Annotated in this window: 25 protein-coding genes and 3 pseudogenes; 18 read left to right on the forward strand and 10 right to left on the reverse strand. The window is 59.8% G+C overall.

Annotation, left to right across the window (positions count from 1 at the left end; translation table 11 throughout):
- Positions 1 to 34: 34 nt before the first annotated feature.
- The 7 genes from AC3WWH_RS31980 to AC3WWH_RS32010 all read right to left on the reverse strand — a co-directional run bounded on the left by AC3WWH_RS31980 (position 35) and on the right by AC3WWH_RS32010 (position 7345).
- A complete protein-coding gene (locus AC3WWH_RS31980) occupies positions 35 to 745 on the reverse strand; it encodes a helix-turn-helix domain-containing protein (RefSeq protein ID WP_492377502.1) in 711 nt (236 codons plus the stop codon).
- Between the two features lie 627 nt (positions 746 to 1372).
- Positions 1373 to 2059 (reverse strand): Abi family protein, encoded by a 687-nt coding sequence (locus AC3WWH_RS31985; protein WP_492377525.1) that lies wholly within the window; start codon positions 2057 to 2059, stop codon positions 1373 to 1375.
- Positions 2060 to 2171: 112 nt separating this feature from the next.
- Positions 2172 to 2660, reverse strand: coding sequence for a helix-turn-helix domain-containing protein (locus AC3WWH_RS31990; RefSeq protein ID WP_492377503.1), 489 nt, complete (start codon positions 2658 to 2660; stop codon positions 2172 to 2174).
- A 508-nt stretch (positions 2661 to 3168) separates the two neighbouring features.
- Positions 3169 to 5211: a ParB/RepB/Spo0J family partition protein gene (locus AC3WWH_RS31995; RefSeq protein ID WP_492377504.1), complete on the reverse strand. Its 2043-nt coding sequence runs from the start codon at positions 5209 to 5211 to the stop codon at positions 3169 to 3171.
- A 54-nt stretch (positions 5212 to 5265) separates the two neighbouring features.
- Positions 5266 to 5841, reverse strand: a complete 576-nt coding sequence (locus AC3WWH_RS32000) for a hypothetical protein (protein ID WP_492377505.1) — start codon at positions 5839 to 5841, stop codon at positions 5266 to 5268.
- Positions 5838 to 6035, reverse strand: a complete 198-nt coding sequence (locus AC3WWH_RS32005) for a hypothetical protein (protein ID WP_492377506.1) — start codon at positions 6033 to 6035, stop codon at positions 5838 to 5840. The genes AC3WWH_RS32000 and AC3WWH_RS32005 overlap by 4 nt, the downstream gene beginning before the upstream one ends.
- Positions 6036 to 6781: 746 nt before the next feature.
- Positions 6782 to 7345 carry a recombinase family protein gene (locus tag AC3WWH_RS32010; protein WP_492377507.1) on the reverse strand — a complete coding sequence of 188 codons (564 nt, stop codon included), beginning with the start codon at positions 7343 to 7345 and terminating at the stop codon, positions 6782 to 6784.
- A 156-nt stretch (positions 7346 to 7501) separates the two neighbouring features.
- On the opposite strand from AC3WWH_RS32010, the pseudogene AC3WWH_RS32015 reads away from it, so the two are divergent.
- Positions 7502 to 7609 (forward strand): annotated as a pseudogene (locus tag AC3WWH_RS32015) (IS110 family RNA-guided transposase); the annotation flags it as partial.
- A gap of 517 nt (positions 7610 to 8126) precedes the next feature.
- Here AC3WWH_RS32015 and AC3WWH_RS32020 read toward each other — a convergent pair.
- Entirely contained in the window at positions 8127 to 8540 is a 414-nt protein-coding gene (locus AC3WWH_RS32020) for a MerR family transcriptional regulator (protein WP_492377508.1), read from the reverse strand.
- Between the two features lie 80 nt (positions 8541 to 8620).
- Between AC3WWH_RS32020 and AC3WWH_RS32025 the strand changes: the two genes are divergently transcribed.
- The 5 genes from AC3WWH_RS32025 (at position 8621) to merB (AC3WWH_RS32045) (ending at position 11205) form a co-directional block, all read left to right on the forward strand.
- Complete coding sequence (locus AC3WWH_RS32025; protein ID WP_492377509.1) at positions 8621 to 9031, forward strand: mercuric transporter MerT family protein; 411 nt, start codon at positions 8621 to 8623, stop codon at positions 9029 to 9031.
- Between the two features lie 26 nt (positions 9032 to 9057).
- A complete protein-coding gene (locus AC3WWH_RS32030; protein ID WP_492377510.1) occupies positions 9058 to 9381 on the forward strand; it encodes a heavy-metal-associated domain-containing protein in 324 nt (107 codons plus the stop codon).
- 266 nt (positions 9382 to 9647) lie between these two features.
- Positions 9648 to 10019 carry a heavy-metal-associated domain-containing protein gene (locus AC3WWH_RS32035; RefSeq protein ID WP_492377511.1) on the forward strand — a complete coding sequence of 124 codons (372 nt, stop codon included), beginning with the start codon at positions 9648 to 9650 and terminating at the stop codon, positions 10017 to 10019.
- On the forward strand, positions 9926 to 10207 hold the full coding sequence (locus tag AC3WWH_RS32040; RefSeq protein WP_492377526.1) for a hypothetical protein: 282 nt from the start codon (positions 9926 to 9928) through the stop codon (positions 10205 to 10207). The genes AC3WWH_RS32035 and AC3WWH_RS32040 overlap by 94 nt, the downstream gene beginning before the upstream one ends.
- Before the next feature lie 206 nt (positions 10208 to 10413).
- Positions 10414 to 11205, forward strand: a complete 792-nt coding sequence (merB, locus tag AC3WWH_RS32045) for an organomercurial lyase (RefSeq protein WP_492377512.1) — start codon at positions 10414 to 10416, stop codon at positions 11203 to 11205.
- Here merB (AC3WWH_RS32045) and AC3WWH_RS32050 read toward each other — a convergent pair.
- Positions 11202 to 11393 carry a hypothetical protein gene (locus AC3WWH_RS32050; RefSeq protein ID WP_492377513.1) on the reverse strand — a complete coding sequence of 64 codons (192 nt, stop codon included), beginning with the start codon at positions 11391 to 11393 and terminating at the stop codon, positions 11202 to 11204. The two genes, merB (AC3WWH_RS32045) and AC3WWH_RS32050, sit on opposite strands and share 4 nt — an antisense overlap.
- Positions 11394 to 11519: 126 nt before the next feature.
- Positions 11520 to 12121 (reverse strand): annotated as a pseudogene (locus tag AC3WWH_RS32055) (Tn3 family transposase); the annotation flags it as partial.
- Positions 12122 to 12454: 333 nt separating this feature from the next.
- On the opposite strand from AC3WWH_RS32055, the gene AC3WWH_RS32060 reads away from it, so the two are divergent.
- From AC3WWH_RS32060 to AC3WWH_RS32115, 12 genes and pseudogenes are all read left to right on the forward strand, one after another.
- Complete coding sequence (locus AC3WWH_RS32060; RefSeq protein ID WP_492377514.1) at positions 12455 to 12748, forward strand: hypothetical protein; 294 nt, start codon at positions 12455 to 12457, stop codon at positions 12746 to 12748.
- A 274-nt stretch (positions 12749 to 13022) separates the two neighbouring features.
- Positions 13023 to 13229, forward strand: a complete 207-nt coding sequence (locus AC3WWH_RS32065) for a mercuric transporter MerT family protein (protein WP_492377515.1) — start codon at positions 13023 to 13025, stop codon at positions 13227 to 13229.
- A gap of 139 nt (positions 13230 to 13368) precedes the next feature.
- Positions 13369 to 14118: a hypothetical protein gene (locus tag AC3WWH_RS32070; protein WP_492377516.1), complete on the forward strand. Its 750-nt coding sequence runs from the start codon at positions 13369 to 13371 to the stop codon at positions 14116 to 14118.
- Positions 14115 to 14681 (forward strand): sigma-70 family RNA polymerase sigma factor, encoded by a 567-nt coding sequence (locus tag AC3WWH_RS32075; protein WP_492377517.1) that lies wholly within the window; start codon positions 14115 to 14117, stop codon positions 14679 to 14681. Before AC3WWH_RS32070 ends, AC3WWH_RS32075 begins: the two co-directional genes overlap by 4 nt.
- Complete coding sequence (locus tag AC3WWH_RS32080; protein WP_492377518.1) at positions 14668 to 15309, forward strand: NrsF family protein; 642 nt, start codon at positions 14668 to 14670, stop codon at positions 15307 to 15309. The genes AC3WWH_RS32075 and AC3WWH_RS32080 overlap by 14 nt, the downstream gene beginning before the upstream one ends.
- A 96-nt stretch (positions 15310 to 15405) precedes the next feature.
- Positions 15406 to 15753, forward strand: coding sequence for a tRNA-dependent cyclodipeptide synthase (locus tag AC3WWH_RS32085; RefSeq protein ID WP_492377519.1), 348 nt, complete (start codon positions 15406 to 15408; stop codon positions 15751 to 15753).
- Between the two features lie 174 nt (positions 15754 to 15927).
- Positions 15928 to 16626: a hypothetical protein gene (locus AC3WWH_RS32090; protein WP_492377520.1), complete on the forward strand. Its 699-nt coding sequence runs from the start codon at positions 15928 to 15930 to the stop codon at positions 16624 to 16626.
- Positions 16627 to 16742: 116 nt separating this feature from the next.
- Positions 16743 to 17384: an organomercurial lyase MerB gene (gene merB, locus AC3WWH_RS32095; RefSeq protein ID WP_492377521.1), complete on the forward strand. Its 642-nt coding sequence runs from the start codon at positions 16743 to 16745 to the stop codon at positions 17382 to 17384.
- A gap of 486 nt (positions 17385 to 17870) precedes the next feature.
- On the forward strand, positions 17871 to 18284 hold the full coding sequence (locus tag AC3WWH_RS32100; protein ID WP_492377522.1) for a mercuric transporter MerT family protein: 414 nt from the start codon (positions 17871 to 17873) through the stop codon (positions 18282 to 18284).
- 31 nt (positions 18285 to 18315) lie between these two features.
- On the forward strand, positions 18316 to 18630 hold the full coding sequence (locus AC3WWH_RS32105) for a cation transporter (RefSeq protein WP_492377523.1): 315 nt from the start codon (positions 18316 to 18318) through the stop codon (positions 18628 to 18630).
- A 67-nt stretch (positions 18631 to 18697) separates the two neighbouring features.
- A pseudogene (locus AC3WWH_RS32110) lies at positions 18698 to 18972 on the forward strand (ISNCY family transposase); the annotation flags it as partial.
- 255 nt (positions 18973 to 19227) lie between these two features.
- Positions 19228 to 19490 (forward strand): hypothetical protein (locus tag AC3WWH_RS32115; protein ID WP_492377524.1); only part of this gene is annotated, 263 nt, incomplete at its 3' end.

Genomic DNA, 19490 nt, shown 5'->3' on the forward strand with positions numbered 1-19490 from the left:
GGGCCGCGTGAGCGGTCCGAACAGCGGCGACCGCTTATTCTAGTCTATAGATTATAGGACCAGATTGGGATTCAGTCTGTCTGGCGGACTCGCGTTGTTTGATCGACTTTCCAAGTCGAGCGAGGGCCTGCCCAAGGGGATTGTCGCCCACATCAAACAGGGCCAGCTCGTCGAGGGCTAGGCTTGCCCGGTGTTCCTCGATGACGGCCATGCGGGCGGCTTGCGCCTGGGCATGATCGTCGGGAAGGGGAGGGGCTATGCCGAACCTCCCCAGGAACCGCTTGGCGCGTTCCGGCAGGGAAAGGCGATAGGCATTGCTGGCTTGCTGGACCTGTGGACCTCTGCCCAGATTACCCGTCGGCTCGTAGCGCCGCAGCCAATCGAGAAAACCATGGGTTCGAAGGCTCTTCAGCGCCCGCACGATGGCGTCACGGGAACGGCGAAGCCGGAGCATCAAGGTGTCGATCGACGGTTCGAGCCGGCCGGTCTTGTAATCCACGAGATTGACAAAGAATTCCAGCACCTCGATCGCAACGGAGCCGAGCGGACCACTTCGCGATCCTGGCTGACGCTCGATCCTCTCATAACGTTTGGCAGCGAGGAGAATGCGTTGCACCTCCTCGCGGTTCGTTCGCCGCCAGAAGACGGCTTCGCATCGGCCGAGCGCACGGCTCTGCCTTCGGACAGGCGTAGGTGCCCGTCCGTTCGGCGCTCCTGCGAGCGCCGCCCCGATCTGTTCAAACATGGTCCTGTTCAGCCTCCGTCCATGGGCGGGCATGACTGTGGACAGCGGACAAAGATTCATCGTTCCGACAAGGGATACCCCTTGCAGGCTCGTGAACGCTCGGTTATCTTGGGACTTGAAAGCTCTGCGGCCCCAAAAGCCGACGTCTTAACTGACCGAAAACCCCTAGCCGTTACCAGCGGTGAGGGGTTTTTTCGTTATGCCCTCATTTCATTTTCAACAAACTCTCTCAAAACTTGCTCGAACAACTGCGCTCGAGATGGCAGGCCTCGCTCTGTCTTGATTTTATCAAGACAGTCCACGAGATCCGTGGGCAGATCGGTACTGACATATGTCCGCCCGGCCGCGCGCAAACGCTCCCGATGGGCGGACACTCTTTCACGGCTAACTGTGCGATCGATCTGAACCATGTGTTACATGAAATGACGATTCGACGTGATTCTGCAACTGATAAAACTGTTAGCTGCGAATTTTCGCCAGCGGTTCACCCACAGCGAGAGGGTGGGTGCCTCGCTACGGATTTTTGGGCAGGGTGATTCCGACCAGCTTCCGGGCTACCTATGTCTATTCTGGCGTTCTGGAACACCGATATATGGTAGGCGCCACAATACGAAAGTACGATTCACGTCAAACCGCCTGCTCCTGTTGCACGGCATTGAACACCAGCACCACTCCTTCCGCGGGATAGAGGCTCTCGAAACGGCCGCATGCCCTGCACCAATCGGCGGCGACGGGCGACAGCCAGCCGGTTAGCTGCATGATGTTATTGTGGTGTTTGCGCAAATCCCAATGCAGCACGGTTTCATGATGGGCAAGGCGGTTGCGGAGGGTGCGGATCGCTCCAAGGGATTTCGTGAAATCCTTGCGCCGCAGACCTTTGCCATCTTCGCGCCTGGCGATGTCTTTCAGCGTCGTCTGCCACAGGTTTTCATATTCCTTGCCGAGCATCGCAGTCCAGAAACCGAAGGTGAGGGCCGCCACGATACGCGCGGCTGTGTCATCCTTGCCCTGTTCTGCGAGTTCCTTACGAGCCTTTGCGATCATATCGGCCTGTATGGGGTTTGCCTGATGTTCCGGCATGTCGAACCAGGTGTCGCTGTGGGCCGCGCTCATCACCTGGTGGATGCGGTTTCGCAGCGCCACCTCAAGCATATGAAGGGGCGAGTACAGGCTCTCGCTCAACAGGGTATTGAGGGTATAGAGGACGACAGCCTTGTTGCGGTCTCCTCCTGCCCATCCAAGATAGGTGCCGAACCTGTCGGCTGACAGGGTGTCCTCTATGCCCGGGAAGGGTCTATCGTCGTCTATAGCCATGTACCCAATGGGGTTGATTTCTCCCCCACCCCTGTATATATCTGTCTTCGTAAACCCCGGTACCGTCTCTGCCCTAGGCATGCGGCCGGGGTAATTCGTTTCTAGGGGACCCTCACTCCTTGGGGCGCTTACCCTTGGGGGTCTCTACCCTCTTCCTCTCTGCCTGCCTCTTCTTCTTCTCCAGATCAAAGTCCGACTCCAGGTCCTTGATGCGCTGAATGAGCCCGTCGAGGTGGTAGGTGTTGGCTCCCCAATCACCAGCCGCGGTCTTGTGCTGGACACGCTGGATGAGTCCTGCCTGCTCCAGGGCCTTCATATTGGGCTTGATGCTGGAGGGCTTGATACCGATGCGATCGGCAAGCTGCTGCTTGGTAGGGAAGGGCGGGCGATCCGGCGACCAGAACAGGTCGAGCAGATGCATCAGCAGGCAGAACTGCGTGCTGTTGATCCCAAGGCGATGCTGGGAGCGGATGAGGATCGTCGGGATGGCTGCATAGCCATGGCTCTTCACCTTCTTGCCCCAGATCTTCTCGAAACTGCTCGGAGCTGGCTCTTCAGGCTTCGTCGGAAAGGCGACGACGGTATTGTCTGTTGTGGTCATGGCTATCTCGCTAAAATTGAACTTAACGAGAATGTGAGGGGGAAAGCCCGCCGCTTCAATAGGTCGCGTCTGCGCTGGTCGGCTAGAATTCTACCATACCTGCCTACTCGTGTTTCATCTTGCTGGCTTAGAACTGGACGGTTACGCTGCTTAGTGGTGATGTTTCAGTGCCCACCTGGGTGGAAACCCTCGCCCACCGTGGGGTAGTAGTCTCGCCTACCCAGTTGGCAGATTTCAGCGAAAAACGACTGAGTTGCAGCGCTTGTAGCAGGATTCAGGGCTGTCGCACAGCGGAAAGATGTCATCCAAAGGGCGGGTGGAGAGCACGAGAGGCGGGGCGGGGGCGCCTCTCGTCTGGTTTCGGGCGGGTCGATCCCGAACGGAACCAGCCTGGGCGATGCGGAAAGGGGCGAAATGACACTCTTACGCCGACATGCAAAACCCGGCGCATTTCCGCGCCGGGTGCCGGTCGGTCGGGAAAGGAACAGGCCTTGCGGCCCGATCCCTATTATTCAGCGGCTATCGTCATCGGGACATCGACCATACCGCTCTCGTCCTCGACAGGGGAGCGCAACGGAGCGGGGAGCCATGCCTTCCCGGCAAGTGCCTTCTCCGCCAGCGCGACGGCCTCGGCCTTAGGGGCCTTGGTCGCAGCCTTGATGGCGCTTTTCGTGCAGCCGGCATCCTCCATCACCTCGGCAATCTGTGCCTTGGAAAGCAGGGAAAGGAACGGCGCTTTCGGCTCCCAGTGCTGACGCATGTCGAGTTTCAGAGCAACGGCGAACTGATTGGCATGGGCGAGGCGGTCCCGGTCGTGATCGTGCTTGGCCTCCACGGCGTTGATGTTGGCGGCAGTGACAACGGCGAGAAGGTCCAACAGCTCTTCCCCGCTCTGCTCCAGCAGCCACTCCCAAAGGTCGCCGGGATTGCCGGGAACCTTGTAGCTCCACGTTTCGCGGATGCTTTCCCATTCGGTGAGCGCCGCGCACGCGTCCGCCTCCCTGATCGATGGACGAAGGTCTTTCGCCTGACCGGTAACCTCGACGGTAGAACCAACGCGCCAATAGCTCGGGCCGTCATGGAAGACTTTCACGACCAGCGGATAAAGCAGCGCGGCAAGGGCCAGGTCAGGGCGGTTGACCAACTCGACTCGCATCGCGGCAGTGCGGATCGCCGTCAGTTCCTCCACCAGCGCGGCGGAATAGGCGGTCGGCTGCTCGGCCTCGTCACTATCGGGAAGGACAGAGGCCCTGCCGTTGGTGTCCTCACCGTCCAATGTCGCCGCTTCCGGCTGGCGTAAGCGGCGCAATATCTCCCTGTCCTCGGCCTGCACCAACCCCTTTTCGATCTGCAAGCCTCCACCGTGTCCGATGCCGATGATGCAACCGGCCAGTGCCTTCTCGGCTGTATCGTAGACCTTGCCGGTGGTCTGGATCGCTTTAATGCGCTGCTCGATCCCGGCAAGGGTGGCCTCGTCGGCCTCAATCGCCGGATCACCTTCGGCATAGTCCTCAAGGCGGCCCGCGATCTCGTCGAACTGCTCGCCAAGCCGGGAAAGTTCCACCTGTTCCGCCTCGGTCGGAACGTGGCTCATGGGATGGATGCGGCCGAACCCGCCACCATAAATGGCCGGAGCTTCAAGGCTGATCTCAACCCATTTCCACCCCATACCTTTGAGAGGGTCCGCTGCCTGTTCAAGCCGCTTGGTCGCCAATTTTACCAGCAAGGGCCGGTCTGTCAGAAAGGTCGTTCCGCTATCGGCAAACAGGTCGCGCATGATCGCGCCGCCTGCCGCCTCGTAAGCCTCGACCCCGACGAACTGCGCCAGCTTGTCGCCGCTGCGCACATGCGCATTGGTGAGCGCTGCGCGGAGACTGCGCGGATCACGGCCCCATGCGGGGGCGTCGAACCATGCGCTTTCCTGCGCGGCATGATCGTCGCTGATTGCCAGCGCCTTGGCCTGCTCGATGGTGATTTGGTCCTCGCGCAGTTCATCGAGAATGCGCGGTGAAAGATGGGCAAGCTTCAACCGCTGGCGCACGGTAACGACCGACTGGCCGAAGCGGGCAGCGATGTTTTCCGGGGTCATGCCATCCTCGACAAGCTGGCGATAGGCCAGAATCTCATCGCAAACGTGCATGGCCTCGCGCTGCGTGTTTTCGGCAAGGGAAATCTCGGTGTCATTGTCAGCGTCGGAACGCAGGTTGCAGGTGATGAGCGTTGCCTTGTCGATCCGGCCTTGCTTCGCCAGCAGCGTGAGGGCGGCAAAACGGCGAGCACCGGCGACGACCTCATATTTGTTGCCGCGCTTCGCCTTTCTGACGGTGAGGTTCTGGATGAGGCCATGCGCCTCGATGCTGTCGGCCAGTTCCCCGATATTGACGGCGGCGTTGACGCGCCGGACATTGGCAGGGCTCGGCACCAGTTTGGAAAGCGGAATCTGTTTCGTTTCCGGCAACAGGTAGGTGACGCCCTGCGTGGTCTCGATAGCATCGGCCTCGGGGGATTCAACGGCTTCGACTGTGGTTTCGGATACAGTGATAGCGTTCATGGGAATGGTCCTCATGCTGGTGTGATTGAAATTGTCAGTGGCTGAGGGGAGGGGTCAGGCGTAGCCGGTCCAGTTGAGCGGCCTGCCGTCCCAAAGGAATGCGGTTCGTACATTGTCGATGCGCACGGATTTGGAACGCCCGTTGACGCGGCGGCGCATGAGATCACCTGTGAAGGCGTCCATCTTCGGCACGACCTTGCCGGTCATCCACGGCTCATTGCCGGTATCGGCGGCAATCTGGCTGACCTCGCGAACCTCGACCATGTGACTGCCGATGATCATCGTCACCTGATAGAAATCGATATTGGTCTGCTCGTAGCCCCATGAGGCATAGAGAAGGTGGCCGACCTCGAAGCCATGCGGCTTCTTGCGCTCGGCGCGGCGTTCCTGCTGCCATTCGGCCCAGCGTTGCCGTCCCGCGAAATGCTCCGCGATCTTCCGTTCGCGGGCCTGCAGGCTGGCAAAGATGTGGTGCCAGTCGGGTTTCTGCGCCTTGCCGTGGAAGGCGATGGCGGCGGGCTTATCCTTGTGGCTGGTGTAGATATAAACAACGCCGTCGCTGGCCTTGTCGGCGATTTTGATGGAGCCTTTCGGGATATAAAACTCGCGGGAAAGGGCGAAGCACATCATTCCGCGTCCTCCCATTCACAGCCGTCATCCTCGGCGCCGGCGACGTGGCGGGCGCATGTCCCGCCGCAAATGCCATTCTCATAGGCAGGCCAGTACTGGTCATAAGCGGCGTCGAAATCGACGGGCGCGCTGTTCAGCCGCGCCAGTTCACCCGCGAAGCTTTCAAACCATTCTTCAAAAGTGGGTTCGCACATTTCCCTTTGTCCTTTCTTTCCTTGGACTGCGAAGCAGGACCTCGTCCTGCTTCCCGGGGCCGCGCGAGCGGTGGGTTGGAGGGGGAAAATAGTCTTCGCGGGGAACCGGCTGCACGGAGCGGCTGCGCACGCGGACGTGGAGGAAGCTGGGCGGAAGGCTATTTTGGGGGCGAGAAGGGCAAAGCCCTCGGTTCCCCCATCATGGCAAGGGATTTCGCGCACTGGCGCGTCATCACCCGGCAAAGGCGCCGGCAGCGTGAAGGATCGTTACCGGTATCGGCGGAAACTCGGAACGAGGTTCCGTGGAGCCGTGGCTTCAGCCGCGGCGGAATAGAGCCTGATCCGAAGGATGCGCCCGGTAGGGGAGTCCCTGTTTCTATCAGTTCGAATTAAGGATTCATTAACCAAACAACCCCAGAATGCGGGAATTGGTCAAACGCGGAGATAGGACTACGCCCGGTTGCGTCGCGGTTGGTTCATTCAATCAGTATGCTGACCTGTCGTCCGTTCCGGCGCATCGACAATTGCGCAATCATAACTTTGTCGAGCACTTGAGAAAGGCAGTGCCGTTCGAGCATGTTGCCGTTGGCGGTCTCGATCTCGACGGATACAATTTCGGCTATGGCCTTTCGATCGATACGGATAATTGCGAATACGCATGACGTTGAAGTTGCTTCTGCCGATTTTGATCGTGAGATAACAAAAGCCCTTTCTGGTGGTGATGAAGGCGCTGCCTGGCTTGTGTTTCATCCTGGCCCGCTCCCGACTTGCAGTGCGGTGTACAGTGCTGTCTTGCCGACCTTGAGGCGAGCAGCGGCTTCGCGAACGTTCAGCCCATTGGCTATGTGTTCCCGCGCCCGCTGCAGCTTGTCGGCGGTGACGACCGCCTTGCGCCCACCTTTTCGTCCGCGAGCAGCGGCCGCAGTCAATCCGGCCTTGGTGCGCTCGCGGATCAGGTCGCGCTCGAACTGGCCCAGTGCGCCGAAGACATGGAAGATGAGCCGTCCGCCCGGCGTTGTGGTGTCGATGTTTTCGGTCAGCGACCGGAACCCGACGCCGCACGTTTCCAGCGCGCTTATTGTCTCGATCAAATGTGGCATCGAGCGCCCGAGCCGATCCAGCCGCCAGACGGCCAGCACGTCGCCGTCGCGCAGATAAGCCAGCGCGGCGGCCAAGCCGGGCCGGTCAGCCTTGGCCCCCGAAGCCGTGTCCTCGAAAACGCGCTCGCAGCCCGCCTTGCGCAACGCATCCGTCTGCAAGGCGGTATCCTGTTCCGCCGTCGATACTCGCGCATAGCCGATCAGCGTCATCGTCGCCCCTTTTTGTCCGTTATTCCGTCCGCCTATCTTAATGTCCGGCAACCCATAATTCAAGCATGTTGCCGGACATTCTCCGATATGACCGGATAATGATCGTTTGCCGGACATGGATTTCCAGTTCGCTGCGAGTTTCCGCAACGACAGGAAAAGGCGGTTGTGGCGTTGGCTCGACGGCTTGCGGTGATCATGCATCGTATGTGGAGCGACGGAACCGAATTTTGCTGGACACGGGAGAGCTTGCCTGTTGCTGCGTAATTAGCACCAGGATAGCGAGAACCAAAGGAGACAATAAAATTCCGCCGCCGGTGGAAAGATGTCCTTCGCAGGACGATGGATGGGGTGAGTTCGCGTGGTTGTCTGTTGCGGTCGCATATTGCGATCAGGTCGCCGATTAGATTGTCCCGCCCCATTCTTCTGGTCCCATAATGGGAGGGCCACAAAGGCCGAGCCCGGAGAGAAGCGCGATACTGCGAAGACATTAATCACCATAGGTGCGGATAGTCAGAAGGTGCTTGACCTCACCACGCCAAATAGAGAAGACAACCCGCATCATTTGCGGGAGGGACAACCACGCGGCGATAGCAGGCCGTTCGGTTCGCCGGTCCGAACGAGAGCGCCCGCGAGCCGCGCTCAATGGCGGCGCCACGCGAAAAGCACAAGCCAGACCACGCCTGAGATGATCCATCAGATCGTGCTTCTCCAGTCTCACTTAAGCCCAAAAGGCAGTCAACCAGCAGTCTTCGCAAGGGCGGCGACCCGGTGACTTTCGCCGTCATGCAGCGAGCGCGTCGAGGATCGGGCATTCCGGCACGTCTTCACCGGAGCATTGCGCCATCGTCTGAGCCAAAAGACGCTCGATTCGGCGAAGGTCGGCGATCTTGGTCCTGATTTCCGCCAGATGTGGCTTTGTCCGTTCCTGGACTTCGGCACAGGTCTGGCTTTTGCGATCAACCAAGTGGAGCAAGCCGCGAATCTCTTCGATGCCAAAGCCCAGCTCGCGGCTACGCAGGATAAAGCGCAGGCGCCGGACGTGGGTCTCGTCGTACAGCCGATACCCCTTTGGGCTGCGCTGTGGCTCCGGCATCAGGCCGATGTTTTCATAGTAGCGGATGGTTTCGATATTGCAGCCGGTTCGCCTAGAAAGTTGGCTGCGCTGCAACCCCTTCACAGGAACGTGTTCTATCATAATGCAATTTTCCTCTTGAGCCTGTAGTTACTACAGGAGTTATGTATCATGGCATAGAGTAACTGTCATGAGGGTTTTGGATGATGAATGATGTGCGAGAAGCGTCCCTGGAACTTGCACGCGGGATCGACCGTGGCAGAGGCGCCGTCGCGGGATCCAAGCTGGCCGCTGTCGGAGGAATTCTTGGGGCGATCGCTGCATCAACCTGCTGCGTCTTGCCCTTTGCACTGTTCACATTTGGTGTCAGCGGCGCCTGGATCGGCAATCTGACAGTGTTGGAACCTTACCAGCCCTACTTCATCGCTATAACTGTGGCGTTTCTCGCCTACGGTTACTACGCGGTCTACTGGAAGGCAAAGAAAGCCTGTGCGGAAGGCAGCTATTGCGCCACCCCGAAATCGACCCGGGTTGCACGGGTCGGGCTTTGGACAGCGACGGTTCTGGTCATTCTCGCCTATGCGTTCCCCAGGGTTGCCGTCTATTTCCTCTGATCGATACAATTGAAAGGAAAAGGAACATGAAGCGTTTATGTGTCCGCCACGCCGCACTCACGTTGTCGGCCTTCGTAATGCTCTCGCCGATAACGGGGTACGCCGCTGAAAAAACAGTCACGTTGAGCGTTGAGAACGCAACGTGCGCCCTATGTGGTCCGATCGTCCAGAGCGTCCTGAAGCGCGTGCCGGGTGTTTCCAGCGTCGATATCGTGGAGAACTACAACATATCTCCGCCGATTGCCGCTACCGTCGTTTTTGATGACCGAGTTACCGACGTCGACGCTCTGATCAGCGTTACAACAAACGCTGGATATCCTTCCCAACTGGCGTTCAACGCGGGAGGCTGAACCTGGTCCACTGTTGTTTATGATGCGGGGGGTGAACTCTCTGTCGGTATACTGATTGCCGATATTGCGTCTGGATAATTCAGGACGAGCCCCGCACGAAAGTTCGCTTAATCCTGTAGCAACCACACAGGAGAATTCTACTCGATAGTGAACATTCCTCAAGGGCGTGACCGCGCAGTTGGTGAGGCGCATCAGGGAGACATAAGAAACATCTCTCGAAGATCGCTGTTGTTGGGCTTGCGCTTGGCGCAGGCGGTCTTGGTGCTTTGACTTTTGCCTCGACCGGACCGGATCCGTCCGCAAGGTCGGGCACGCCCGGGCAGATTCAGGTTGCGGCCTCGGAGCGGATCCAGAGTTTCGCCATTGAGAATATGAACTGCGCGTCCTGTCCGTTCATCGTGCGCAGGGCGATTGAGGGCGCGGCAGGTGTCCAGTCGGTCAGCGTTGACGTCGCCGAAAAGACGGCGACGGTCGTCTTTGACCCATCCGGCACCACGGTCGGTACTATTGCAGATGCCCCGCGCGAGCGGGATAGGAGGCCAAGATGGAACCCTCACAGCGATATGGCATTGCCGGGGTGCTTGTCGCCCACATCGTGTGCTGTGGCGGGTTGGTACTCGCCGCCACCGGCGCGGTGAGCTTTGCCGGTCTTGCCAGTTGGCTTGTCGGCGGCGTCTACTTCTGGCTTACCGCAGCCGCACTCGCTCTGAGTGGACTCTATCTGTGGCGGCGCAGTGCGCGCATGAATGACAATGATGCTGGCGAAGGTCACGTCAGACATCCCCGCACGGCCAGCCTGAATAAGCCGCCGCTACGATGGTGGTGAATGTCGAAAGACATAAGTCCGCCCCCACTGCACTGTCAGGGGAGATATTGTGGCGCCAGTGGTTTTGATTCGGCGAAAGGGAGATATGTCAAAGGGATACCGAGAACTGCAACGGGCCGGATGAGGCGGCGAGCAAGCCTGCTCGCCCTGGGTGCATTGCTTCTCGCTAGGCAAATTAGGTCAAGACAAGTTGGACAGGAAGTAACATGGCAGGAACTGTTACCAAGTCGATCCAGGTGACGGCGGAAATCAGGCCTGGGGTGTTTCGTCCGGATTGGGAGGCGGTGAGGCTGCCCGCCGCGCGGAGAGCCCTTGCCGGACGCATGGCGGCGCGCGCGGGACTGATCGACCGATGGGCGGAGAAGATCGAGGTTGAAGAGGACCTGGTATGGCGGGCAGTCCTCCGGCTTTACGCACGGAACGGCCGCTCGCCGCATTTAGCGGAAGTCGGCACTGAAACCGCACTTCCGCTGGAACGTTCCGAATCCCTTCTCCGGAAACTTCAGTCACGTGACCTTCTGGCGCTCGACGAAGACACCGGGACCATCCGATACGCATACCCCTTCACCGAGACTTCGACCGGAATCCAGGTCGTCTTAGGCGGAAAGTCCCTCAACGCGCTTTGCGCGATCGACGCTCTCGGCGTCGGCGACATGTATGACACCGACATTGCAGTCGAATCCTGTTGTCGCGCCTGCGGCGGCGAGGTCCGAGTAGCGACTGCTTCGTCGGGGCGGGAACTGAGGGACTATAGTCCCGCGGGAGCGGTCGTGTGGTACGATCTTGCCTATTCGGGCAGCGCCTCGTCCTCCTGCTGCCCGGCCATCGCCTTCTTGTGCTCTGACGAATGCCTGCGAAGCTGGCTGGAAAACCAGTCGCCCCGGAGGGAGGGCTTCCGCCTGTCCATGGACGAGGCGCTGGAACTCGGCCGTGCCGTTTTCGGGCCGGTGCTCCGGAACCCCAGACTTCCGAATGCTCCCGAGCGCGACGTCGCTTAGCGACCATCCGGCTGCCCCACGCGAATCGTTTCCTTCAGCCGGATAGCCGCCCTGAAGAACTGAAGATGGCGCTCTTGGCGCGGGTGGTCGGTTGCTGAAACCACCGCCTGCAAGTGGTACGGCCCGAAATCAAAAAATTGCTGCGGCGTCGAACCTGGAGCAGCTTCAGGTTCGGTGACCGTGTGCATTCCAGCGCCGGTCGCAATGGCGTGCCGCATGGAAGCAAGTCGAGGAACTCATGAAGAGGACGATCCCATGTGCGATCATCATTCTTGTGACGTTGACCGCCGCACCTTCCTGAAATCGGGGCTGTTCTGGGCACGTCGCTCGATGTCGGTGTGAGAATCCACTCTATAGTAAAGAGAACGCGCTCCACGCGGCTGACCCCGCGGAGGGGGCGCGAGCTCGGTCTGATCTTTCCGCGGCCATCGTGGCAGCACAGCGGAAGAGATCAGGCCATTTTGACACGATCAGTTCTTCTCGGATTCTGCCGCCGACCAGCTTGCGCAAATCTTTGGGCGTCCCCGCGGGATTGAAGACCTAAAGCCGTTTGGGCGGTAAGTCGCGGATGCGCAAGACGACCCAGTAGCCGAGCATCGCATCGTTGCCGAACAGGTGACCGGTAAACCCGGCGGTATCGGCGTATTCCTCGCGAACCTGCTGGCCGGCTTCATTCATCAGCAGGCGTCGAGGTTATACGGCGCTTCGCTGACGGTCGCGGGAATAGTCCGTGACGCGAACTGGTCATTGACATGCGTATAGGCTTTGAGCCCAAGCTCAAAGCCGTACCTGGCATTGACCATGTTCATGGCCTCGCCCTGCCGTGCCGAAGAAAAAGCTGACCCTCGCCTGATGCGGTTGTTCCCATGCCCCAGAACCGGGACGTCGGCAGCTCACCCTGCGCGGACGCGACCAAGACTCAAGGGCAAGGGCCTTTCAGCGATTTGCGATCACGCCTCTGTGAGGACACTACAAAGTGGAACCCGTTGAGCAGTCGCTGCCGTCTGAGGACCGTAGCTGGGGCTTTCAAGCATCATGAACTGTGGTGCTACCAATCTCTGTTTCCACAGTGCCTACGCGGCCAAGCGGATCAAGATTTCGTCTTGACACTGTACCGACTACAGGGTGTATCAAATGTCGTTGGCAGCGATCACGTTATCGGGATAACCGACGCGGTCTTGCATGTGATTAATGGACCGCGCCGCGGCGATGCTGTGGATCTGCGCTCAGAACGGAAAGAGAAACCCCCTTGGACGACAAACCGACCGCCGGCATCGTGACCGCGATCATCATCGCGCCTTTAGTCGCGCTTTGCTGCCTTGGACCGGTAGTCATCGGCTCGGCGGTGGGCGGCGTTTTGGGCTGGTTCAGCGGGCAAGGTCTCGTGATAGGGGGTGTGCTGACACTCCTGGCTGGAGCCGCCGGCTATGCCCTCATGCGCTGGCGCCGGGCTTCATCTCGTCGGGAAGATGCCTCCCCGACATGCACATGTGACGAGCCCAAAGCACGGCCCGGCGGCCGCCAACCACCCACCATCCTTTGAGCCGGCACGCTCCAATCGCGAACTACCCCGTACACTCGGAGATATCCCCTTGCCCATGACCACGCCAGCCACGGACCTCGCGGAAACGATCGAAGAAAACTCCATCCTGACACCGCGATTCAACGCGGATGGGCTCATTCCTGCAATCGAATTTCGGCAACGGGAGTAAGGTCTGACTTGATGAATGCATCGCACCCCGCACCGGCGGCGACAACGGCTGCCACCGCGGATTTGCACGCGTCGCAACACGTCGCTGTGGAGCGGCGGCGCTTGGTTGCCGTCGGCGGTATTCCTCGGTGCGGTGGCCACCTCGTCCTGCGGTATCGGACCGCAGATCATCTTCAGCCTCGGCATCGGAGCGGGGCCATGGATCGTCAACCTGACGGCGCTCGCGCCCTACACGCCGCTGTCAGTGGCAGGAACGGCCGGGTTCCTCGACTACCACTTCTTCCTTGGTCTGCTGGAAGCTCAGCGGGCTTGAGTCGAAGAAGCTTGCGCGCGGCCTCCCCCCGACGGCGTCGTGAAGTTTTAGCCGGGCTCAATGCCACTCAAACCCAAGGCGACGGCGTGTTTCAGCCGCGCGGCGCGGCCCGACCGCTGATCACAGGGGAGATTTGAATATGGCCGCCGCTACTGCCAATCTCGACGACTCGATTTTCGATGGCTTTCGACAGGGGCGAACGTCCAGGGACTTCTGGCTGCCGCGCATCCTGGCGCTTGCGGCGTGCGTGATCGGGCCTCTTCCCTTGATCCTTGACCTGAAATGGGGGGTGCCGATGTCAACCATCGGACCCATTTTATGGCTGGCTTCGATCCTGCTCACCATCGCCTCCGTCGCACTGGCCAGACGGACCGGTTACCAACGCTTCGTCCGGACAGTCATCGTGGCTCTTCTGGCGGGCTATATGGCAACCGCCACCTACGACGCCAGCAGGGTGGCGGGGATGAGCGCCGGCGTCGTCGCCATGGACGAGGCGCTCGACTTTGGGCGACGCCTCACAGGGCAAGTTGCTCCCGGAGGCCATGAGTCGATGCATGGCTCGATGAGTGTCAGTGGAGGCCACGACCCCATGGACGCCGGCGAACCCGGCTCGCTAACCGCGCCGTCGGGTACCGGGATAGGAACGGTCGCCCTGGGTTATGCCTGGCATTACTGGAGCGGGATCATGTTCAGCCTCTCGTTCCTGGTGCTGTTTGGCGCACGGGGATGGAAATGGGCGACACCCTACCTCGTGCTGGTGATTTATCCCGGCATGGTCTTCGCAATGGGGTCCCACACCGTTGCGAATTTCATCTGGGAAGCCGTCGGACACGCGGGCTTCGGTCTTACCTTAGGCATTGTAAGCAGTGCGCTCCTGAGCCGGGGATGAAACGTCAGGAAGGTGCCCTCAGGCTGATGATGGAACAAGCCCAGCTCGGAGATGCGACGGCTTACCGAACTCTCCTGGAACAGCTGAGCTCGCTGCTTCGCGGCTATATGAGGAGTAAGCTGAGCCAAATGGGACGGAACGTCGCCGATGCTGAGGACGTCGTCCAGGAGGTGCTATTGGCGGTGCACACCCGACGAGATACCTATGATCCCTCCGAGCCCTTCACGCCATGGCTGTACGCGATCGCGCGCTACAAGCTTATCGACCATCTCCGCCGGAGCAAGATGGCCCATGCCGAGGGGCCGCTCGACGCGGCCGAGGCAATGTTGGACGGGTTCGACCATATGGCGGTGGAGTCCGGAATCGATATGGAAAAACTGCTTGCGACGATTCCCCAACATAGCCAGCGTGTCATTCGCGATGTCAAACTCGACGGACGAAGCGTCGCCGAAGCCGCCGCTCGTGAAGGCATTACTGAGGCGGCCGCGAAAGTCCGGATCCATCGGGGACTCAAGGCGATGACTGTTGCCATCGGCGGGAGGTTGTGGCGTGAAGACCGCTGATCTGATCAACCGGTTGACGGTCGATCTCAAACCCGTTGACCATCGTCGCGCCTCACGCGCTTTAGGCCTCGCATTCGCAGCGGGAAGCCTAGCGGCTGTCGCCGCGATCTGCCTGACACTCGGCCTGCGGCCCGACCTTCGAGAACCCCACGCTCTTGGCTTTCTCTTGCTGAAGCTTGTATTTGCGGCTGGAGTGGCGGCCACCGCCTTCCTGTTGTTGCTCCGGTTTGCCAGGCCGGGGCAAGCACGACGGTCGTCGAACCTTGTGGCGGCGCTACCTTTCGTCGGAATCGTGTTGCTGGCGGCGCTGGACCTTTACGTAACACCGGGCGCACAATGGGCAGCTTTGATTGCTGGTCATGCGTGGCCGAAGTGCCTGGTGATCATCCTGGTTATGGCTGCGGTGCCCTACGCCTTAATGGTGCTGGCGCTGCGCTGGGGCGCGCCCACAGACCTCTGGCGCACGGGAGCACTCGCAGGATTGCTAGCCGGCGGCGTCAGCGCTAGCGCCTACGCCCTCGCTTGCGGCGACGATTCTCTGCCCTTCGTCGCTTGCTGGTACAGCAGCGCCATCCTGATGTGCGGCTTGATCGGCGGCATGCTCGGACAACGGCTTCTGCGCTGGTAGTTCATCGCGCGGACTCTGTCCCCGCGGAGAAATCGCCTGCACCTTCCGGTGGAAACCGATATTCGATGTAGCCGACCGGGGCGCCCTTGCGGACTTATGCTCGTAAGGCGTCTGTCGGAGGTGCTTGGAGCCATCTGGAATTTGCATGCTCGCCAATCACCGTACTTTCGTTGTTCCGAGCTGTTTGACAGCAGAGGCCATGCTGTCATCGACATCAGCCCCTCCAATAGCTACTTCTCAGAAATACAAATTTCTGAGCTTGCCCTGTGGGCGCGCCGAAATCTCACAGCTTTTCCCTTCTATGTGCCTAACAAACCGGCTGCGCTCACGCTCGAGGCGCTCGGGTATTCTCCCGCACGCGCAGAGAAGTCAGAGAAGAAGGCGCGACGACAAGCGAACTACCTCGCGAACAAAATCGCTCGCGCGCTTTCGGCTCACTCTTAAATTTCGCGCGAATAAATCACACTCGATGTAACCGATCGAGCGGCGCTTGCGAACTTATCTTCGTAGGGTGCCTGCAGCGCGAGCCGAAGGCCTCGCTCGCAACCGTAACAGCATGTCAGCAGAAACGATGTCGGGGAAGCTTCAATGGAACCCTCGAATAGAAGGGAACAATAGATGAGAAAATCCTTCATCGCCTTGGCCTTTGCCGTGGTTAGCGCCGTGTGGACGACAGCCAGCTTTGCCGAGGAGGGTAGGTCGAAAGTTCAACCCGAGACCATCAGCTTCTACCAAGTGCCCTGGCAGTGCCCCGCGGCTCCAGAGATCGCCTGCGGAGGTCTCGCCAAGCCAGTTCTCCTCGAACTGGAGCAAAACACAGGAATTGCTGAGGCTTGGATAAACCGAGCCGGAACCGTGCTCGCCGTGGTGGGATCGGACCGGAACCGCGAGGCCCGCACGAGAACTGTCCTCGCACTTCTGCGGGAAATATTCGAAAAGGATGTCGCGACGGAGCTCCAGGGCGGAGCACGGACAACGGAGCTGGCCAGCTTCCGGTCGGACGCTCCTTGGTATCGAGGGGCTCAGGTGGATGCCCTCAGCATCGAGGAGGCCGATATCATCGCCGCTCGGCTCGTGCACCGAATCGAGGCGAAGGTGGCGCTCTCCGAAGACAAGGCACGGTTGCTGACGGCGAGCTTCGCCGACATCCTCAAGGCACGTTTCATCCGCAGCTCCGATGCGCCTCGCACAGGCGATCAAAAGCCCCGCGATGAGCAACTTCGAGACATAGCGCGGGCACAGCTCGGCACAGCTGGAGTGACAGCATTCGAGGAGGCGCTTGCGAAGGGAGAGCGCCCCGCGCCCGGTGAAAAATAAGAGGCTTAGCTCGTGTTGCACCACGCGCGAGCATTCTGGTCCAGATCGCACATGCCGCCGGTTCCTCCTCAGGGAACCAAGCAGCTTTGGTGCTGTGCCTTCTAAAGGAAATCAGTATGAACCATACCCGCTACATCACCGAGATCGCAGAACGTCTGACGCCAGCCAATCGGCCTCAAGGCTTCGGGGAGCTGTTCATCGTGCTGCTGCGTGAGCTTGCCAAGGGGCGTCCAGTTTCGCGAACGACGCTTGCCAAGTCTCTCGACTGGCCTGCTCAGCAAGTCGATGCGGTGCTCGAACCGACGACTAGTACCGAGTACGATAGTGATGGGAATATCGTTGGTTATGGCCTCACCTTGCGCGAGACTTCGCATATGTTTGAGATTGACGGCCGCCGACTATACGCCTGGTGCGCACTGGACACTCTGATGTTTCCGGCCCTCATCGGCCAGATGGCGCGCGTCTCGTCGCATTGCGCCGCGACCGGAGCACCAGTCTCGCTCACGGTTTCGCCGAACGAAATCCGGGATATCGCACCGACCGACGCCGCAGTGTCGTTGGTCCTGCCGCAGGAAGCAGCGGACATTCGTCAGTCATTCTGTTGCCACGTCCATTTCTTTGCATCGGTCGTGACGGCGAAAGATTGGGCCTCCAAGCATGAAGGAGTGGAGATCGTAAGCGTCCAAGATGCCTTCCGCTTGGGCCAAGAGCTTAATCGACATCTGCTGCAGACCATTCCATCGAGAAATCGTGATTAGGTAGCAATTCTACAGCTGGTATTTGCTTCGTAGGCGCGGGCTGCACTCTACGTTATGTTAGCCGGTTAGGCCTCAAAGCAATCAAGGCGGGTATCAAATTGTCCATACACGCAATATCGTCTGACCCACTATGCCGGCGTGAGCATCGATCGGCGGGGGGAGTCTTGCTCGTCACTCTGGCCTGCGCCATACCGCGCGTTGGCCGATTCGATCGGGTCCTTGCCCCACGATCCTGCCTCGCGGCGAGCAGTCTAGGCGAAGGCGACTTTCGCTTCCCGGGATCAAAGCATGCTACGGGTTCTGCTTGCGCTTACAAAACGCCTCGAGCTCCCGCTGAAATTCAACGTTCGATGTAACCGATCGAGCCGCGCTTACGAACTTATGGTGGTAGGGCGCCTGGAAACGAGGCCGCACACCTCGTTCTGAAATAACACTTGAACCTGTAGGTGCTACAGGCCCCATCTTGAAACGTCGAGGAGACAAGGAATGAGTGAGTATGTTCGAACGGCCCCGACGCGGCTGACCGGCAAACCCGAAGCGGGGACGTCGCAAGGCGGGCAGAAACTGTTGATGGCGGGCGGGATCCTGGCCGCCCTTGGCGCATCGTCTTGCTGCATACTGCCGCTTGTTCTGTTCAGCATTGGCGTGAGTGGGGCGTGGATCGGAAACCTGACTGCGATTGCGCCTTACCAGCCCGTCTTTGTGGCTGCAGCGCTTGTCTTTCTCGCTGTGGGCTTCTGGCGCGTCTACCGCCAGCCGAAGGTGGACTGCGTGGAAGGTAGTTCTTGTGCTCGCCCGGGCGCGAGCCGGATTGCCAAAATCGGGCTGTGGGCAGCGACGGTGCTCGTCTTTGCAGCGGTGGCGTTCCCTTATGCTGCGCCCTTCCTTCTCGACCTCTGATGCAACCTCTCAAACCAGGAGACTTCTTACCATGAAAACCTTGATTCGCTCTGCATTGATTGTCGCCGCCTTGACTCTGGCCGGCGGCGCTTACGCAGCCCCTCAGACCGCCACGCTTGCGGTGGAGAATGTGAGCTGCGTGTCCTGCGCCCCAATCGTAAAAAGAACACTCTCGCGCATCCCCGGTGTCAGCCAGGTCGTGGTCGTGGAGCGGGACGGTCAGGCCACGGCGACCGTGACCTTCGACGATGAGAAGGTCACGGCAGAGGCACTGGTCCAGGCGACCACGAATGCAGGCTATCCTTCGACCGTGACGGGCTTGAAGACCGCGGCTCTCGCGCGCTGACGTGACCGCAATGAATGGCCGCGCCCTTTTTGAAGCAGGCATCAATGGGGCGGTCGTGGCGGCGCTCTGGTTCGAGGATCGCGGTGATCCATGCTCGCTGCTGGTTTTCATCGATGATGCAACGGGCAGGTTGATGCGGTTGCGCTTTGTCCGTTCGGAAAGCGCCTTTAGCTATTTCGAGGCACTGGCGCTCTTACCTCTAGCGTCACGGCGCGCCTGTGGCCTTTTAGTCCGATAAGCATCGGTATCCGGGTGGCGAAGAAGGACGCCAAGGGTGGCCAGGGCATGACCCAGTTCGGTCGTGCACTCTCGGAACTAAACATCGAAATACTCTGCGCAAACCCCGTTGAGCAGTCGCCGCCGCCTGAGGACCGTAGCGGGGGATTTTAAGCATCATGAACCGAGGCGCTACCTCGCTGTTTCTGCAGTACCGCCGTGGGCAAGCGGATCAAGTTTTTGACTTGATCCTGTAGTCAGTACAGGCTGTAGCGAGTCTCTTTGGCAGCGATCGCGTCATCGGGATACCCGACGCGGTCTTGCATGTGATTAATGGACCGCGATGCTGTGGTGATGCGGCCACAACCGAAAGAGAGCCCCATGGACGACAAACCGACCGCCGGCATCGTGACCGCGATTATCATCACGCCTTTAGTCGCGCTTTGCTGCCTTGGACCGGTAGTCATCGGCTCGGCGGTGGGCGGCGTTTTGGGCTGGTTCAGCGGGCAAGGTCTCGTGATAGGGGGTGTGCTGACACTCCTGGCTGGAGCCGCCGGCTATGCTCTCATGCGCTGGCGCCGGGCTTCATCTCGTCGGGAAGATGCCTCCCCGACATGCACATGTGACGAGCCCAAAGCACGGCC

Source organism: Ensifer sp. EB106-03-01-XG145 (assembly GCF_058792075.1).

Bases quoted from the DNA above. Each gene is read 5' to 3' on its own strand.
- AC3WWH_RS31980 (WP_492377502.1), bottom strand. From the start codon at position 745: ATGTTTGAACAGATCGGGGCGGCGCTCGCAGGAGCGCCGAACGGACGG.
- AC3WWH_RS31985 (WP_492377525.1), bottom strand. From the start codon at position 2,059: ATGGCTATAGACGACGATAGACCCTTCCCGGGCATAGAGGACACCCTG.
- AC3WWH_RS31990 (WP_492377503.1), bottom strand. From the start codon at position 2,660: ATGACCACAACAGACAATACCGTCGTCGCCTTTCCGACGAAGCCTGAA.
- AC3WWH_RS31995 (WP_492377504.1), bottom strand. From the start codon at position 5,211: ATGAACGCTATCACTGTATCCGAAACCACAGTCGAAGCCGTTGAATCC.
- AC3WWH_RS32000 (WP_492377505.1), bottom strand. From the start codon at position 5,841: ATGATGTGCTTCGCCCTTTCCCGCGAGTTTTATATCCCGAAAGGCTCC.
- AC3WWH_RS32005 (WP_492377506.1), bottom strand. From the start codon at position 6,035: ATGTGCGAACCCACTTTTGAAGAATGGTTTGAAAGCTTCGCGGGTGAA.
- AC3WWH_RS32010 (WP_492377507.1), bottom strand. From the start codon at position 7,345: ATGACGCTGATCGGCTATGCGCGAGTATCGACGGCGGAACAGGATACC.
- AC3WWH_RS32020 (WP_492377508.1), bottom strand. From the start codon at position 8,540: ATGATAGAACACGTTCCTGTGAAGGGGTTGCAGCGCAGCCAACTTTCT.
- AC3WWH_RS32025 (WP_492377509.1), top strand. From the start codon at position 8,621: ATGATGAATGATGTGCGAGAAGCGTCCCTGGAACTTGCACGCGGGATC.
- AC3WWH_RS32030 (WP_492377510.1), top strand. From the start codon at position 9,058: ATGAAGCGTTTATGTGTCCGCCACGCCGCACTCACGTTGTCGGCCTTC.
- AC3WWH_RS32040 (WP_492377526.1), top strand. From the start codon at position 9,926: ATGGAACCCTCACAGCGATATGGCATTGCCGGGGTGCTTGTCGCCCAC.
- merB (WP_492377512.1), top strand. From the start codon at position 10,414: ATGGCAGGAACTGTTACCAAGTCGATCCAGGTGACGGCGGAAATCAGG.
- AC3WWH_RS32050 (WP_492377513.1), bottom strand. From the start codon at position 11,393: ATGCACACGGTCACCGAACCTGAAGCTGCTCCAGGTTCGACGCCGCAG.
- AC3WWH_RS32070 (WP_492377516.1), top strand. From the start codon at position 13,369: ATGGCCGCCGCTACTGCCAATCTCGACGACTCGATTTTCGATGGCTTT.
- AC3WWH_RS32075 (WP_492377517.1), top strand. From the start codon at position 14,115: ATGAAACGTCAGGAAGGTGCCCTCAGGCTGATGATGGAACAAGCCCAG.
- AC3WWH_RS32085 (WP_492377519.1), top strand. From the start codon at position 15,406: ATGCTCGTAAGGCGTCTGTCGGAGGTGCTTGGAGCCATCTGGAATTTG.
- AC3WWH_RS32090 (WP_492377520.1), top strand. From the start codon at position 15,928: ATGAGAAAATCCTTCATCGCCTTGGCCTTTGCCGTGGTTAGCGCCGTG.
- merB (WP_492377521.1), top strand. From the start codon at position 16,743: ATGAACCATACCCGCTACATCACCGAGATCGCAGAACGTCTGACGCCA.
- AC3WWH_RS32100 (WP_492377522.1), top strand. From the start codon at position 17,871: ATGAGTGAGTATGTTCGAACGGCCCCGACGCGGCTGACCGGCAAACCC.
- AC3WWH_RS32105 (WP_492377523.1), top strand. From the start codon at position 18,316: ATGAAAACCTTGATTCGCTCTGCATTGATTGTCGCCGCCTTGACTCTG.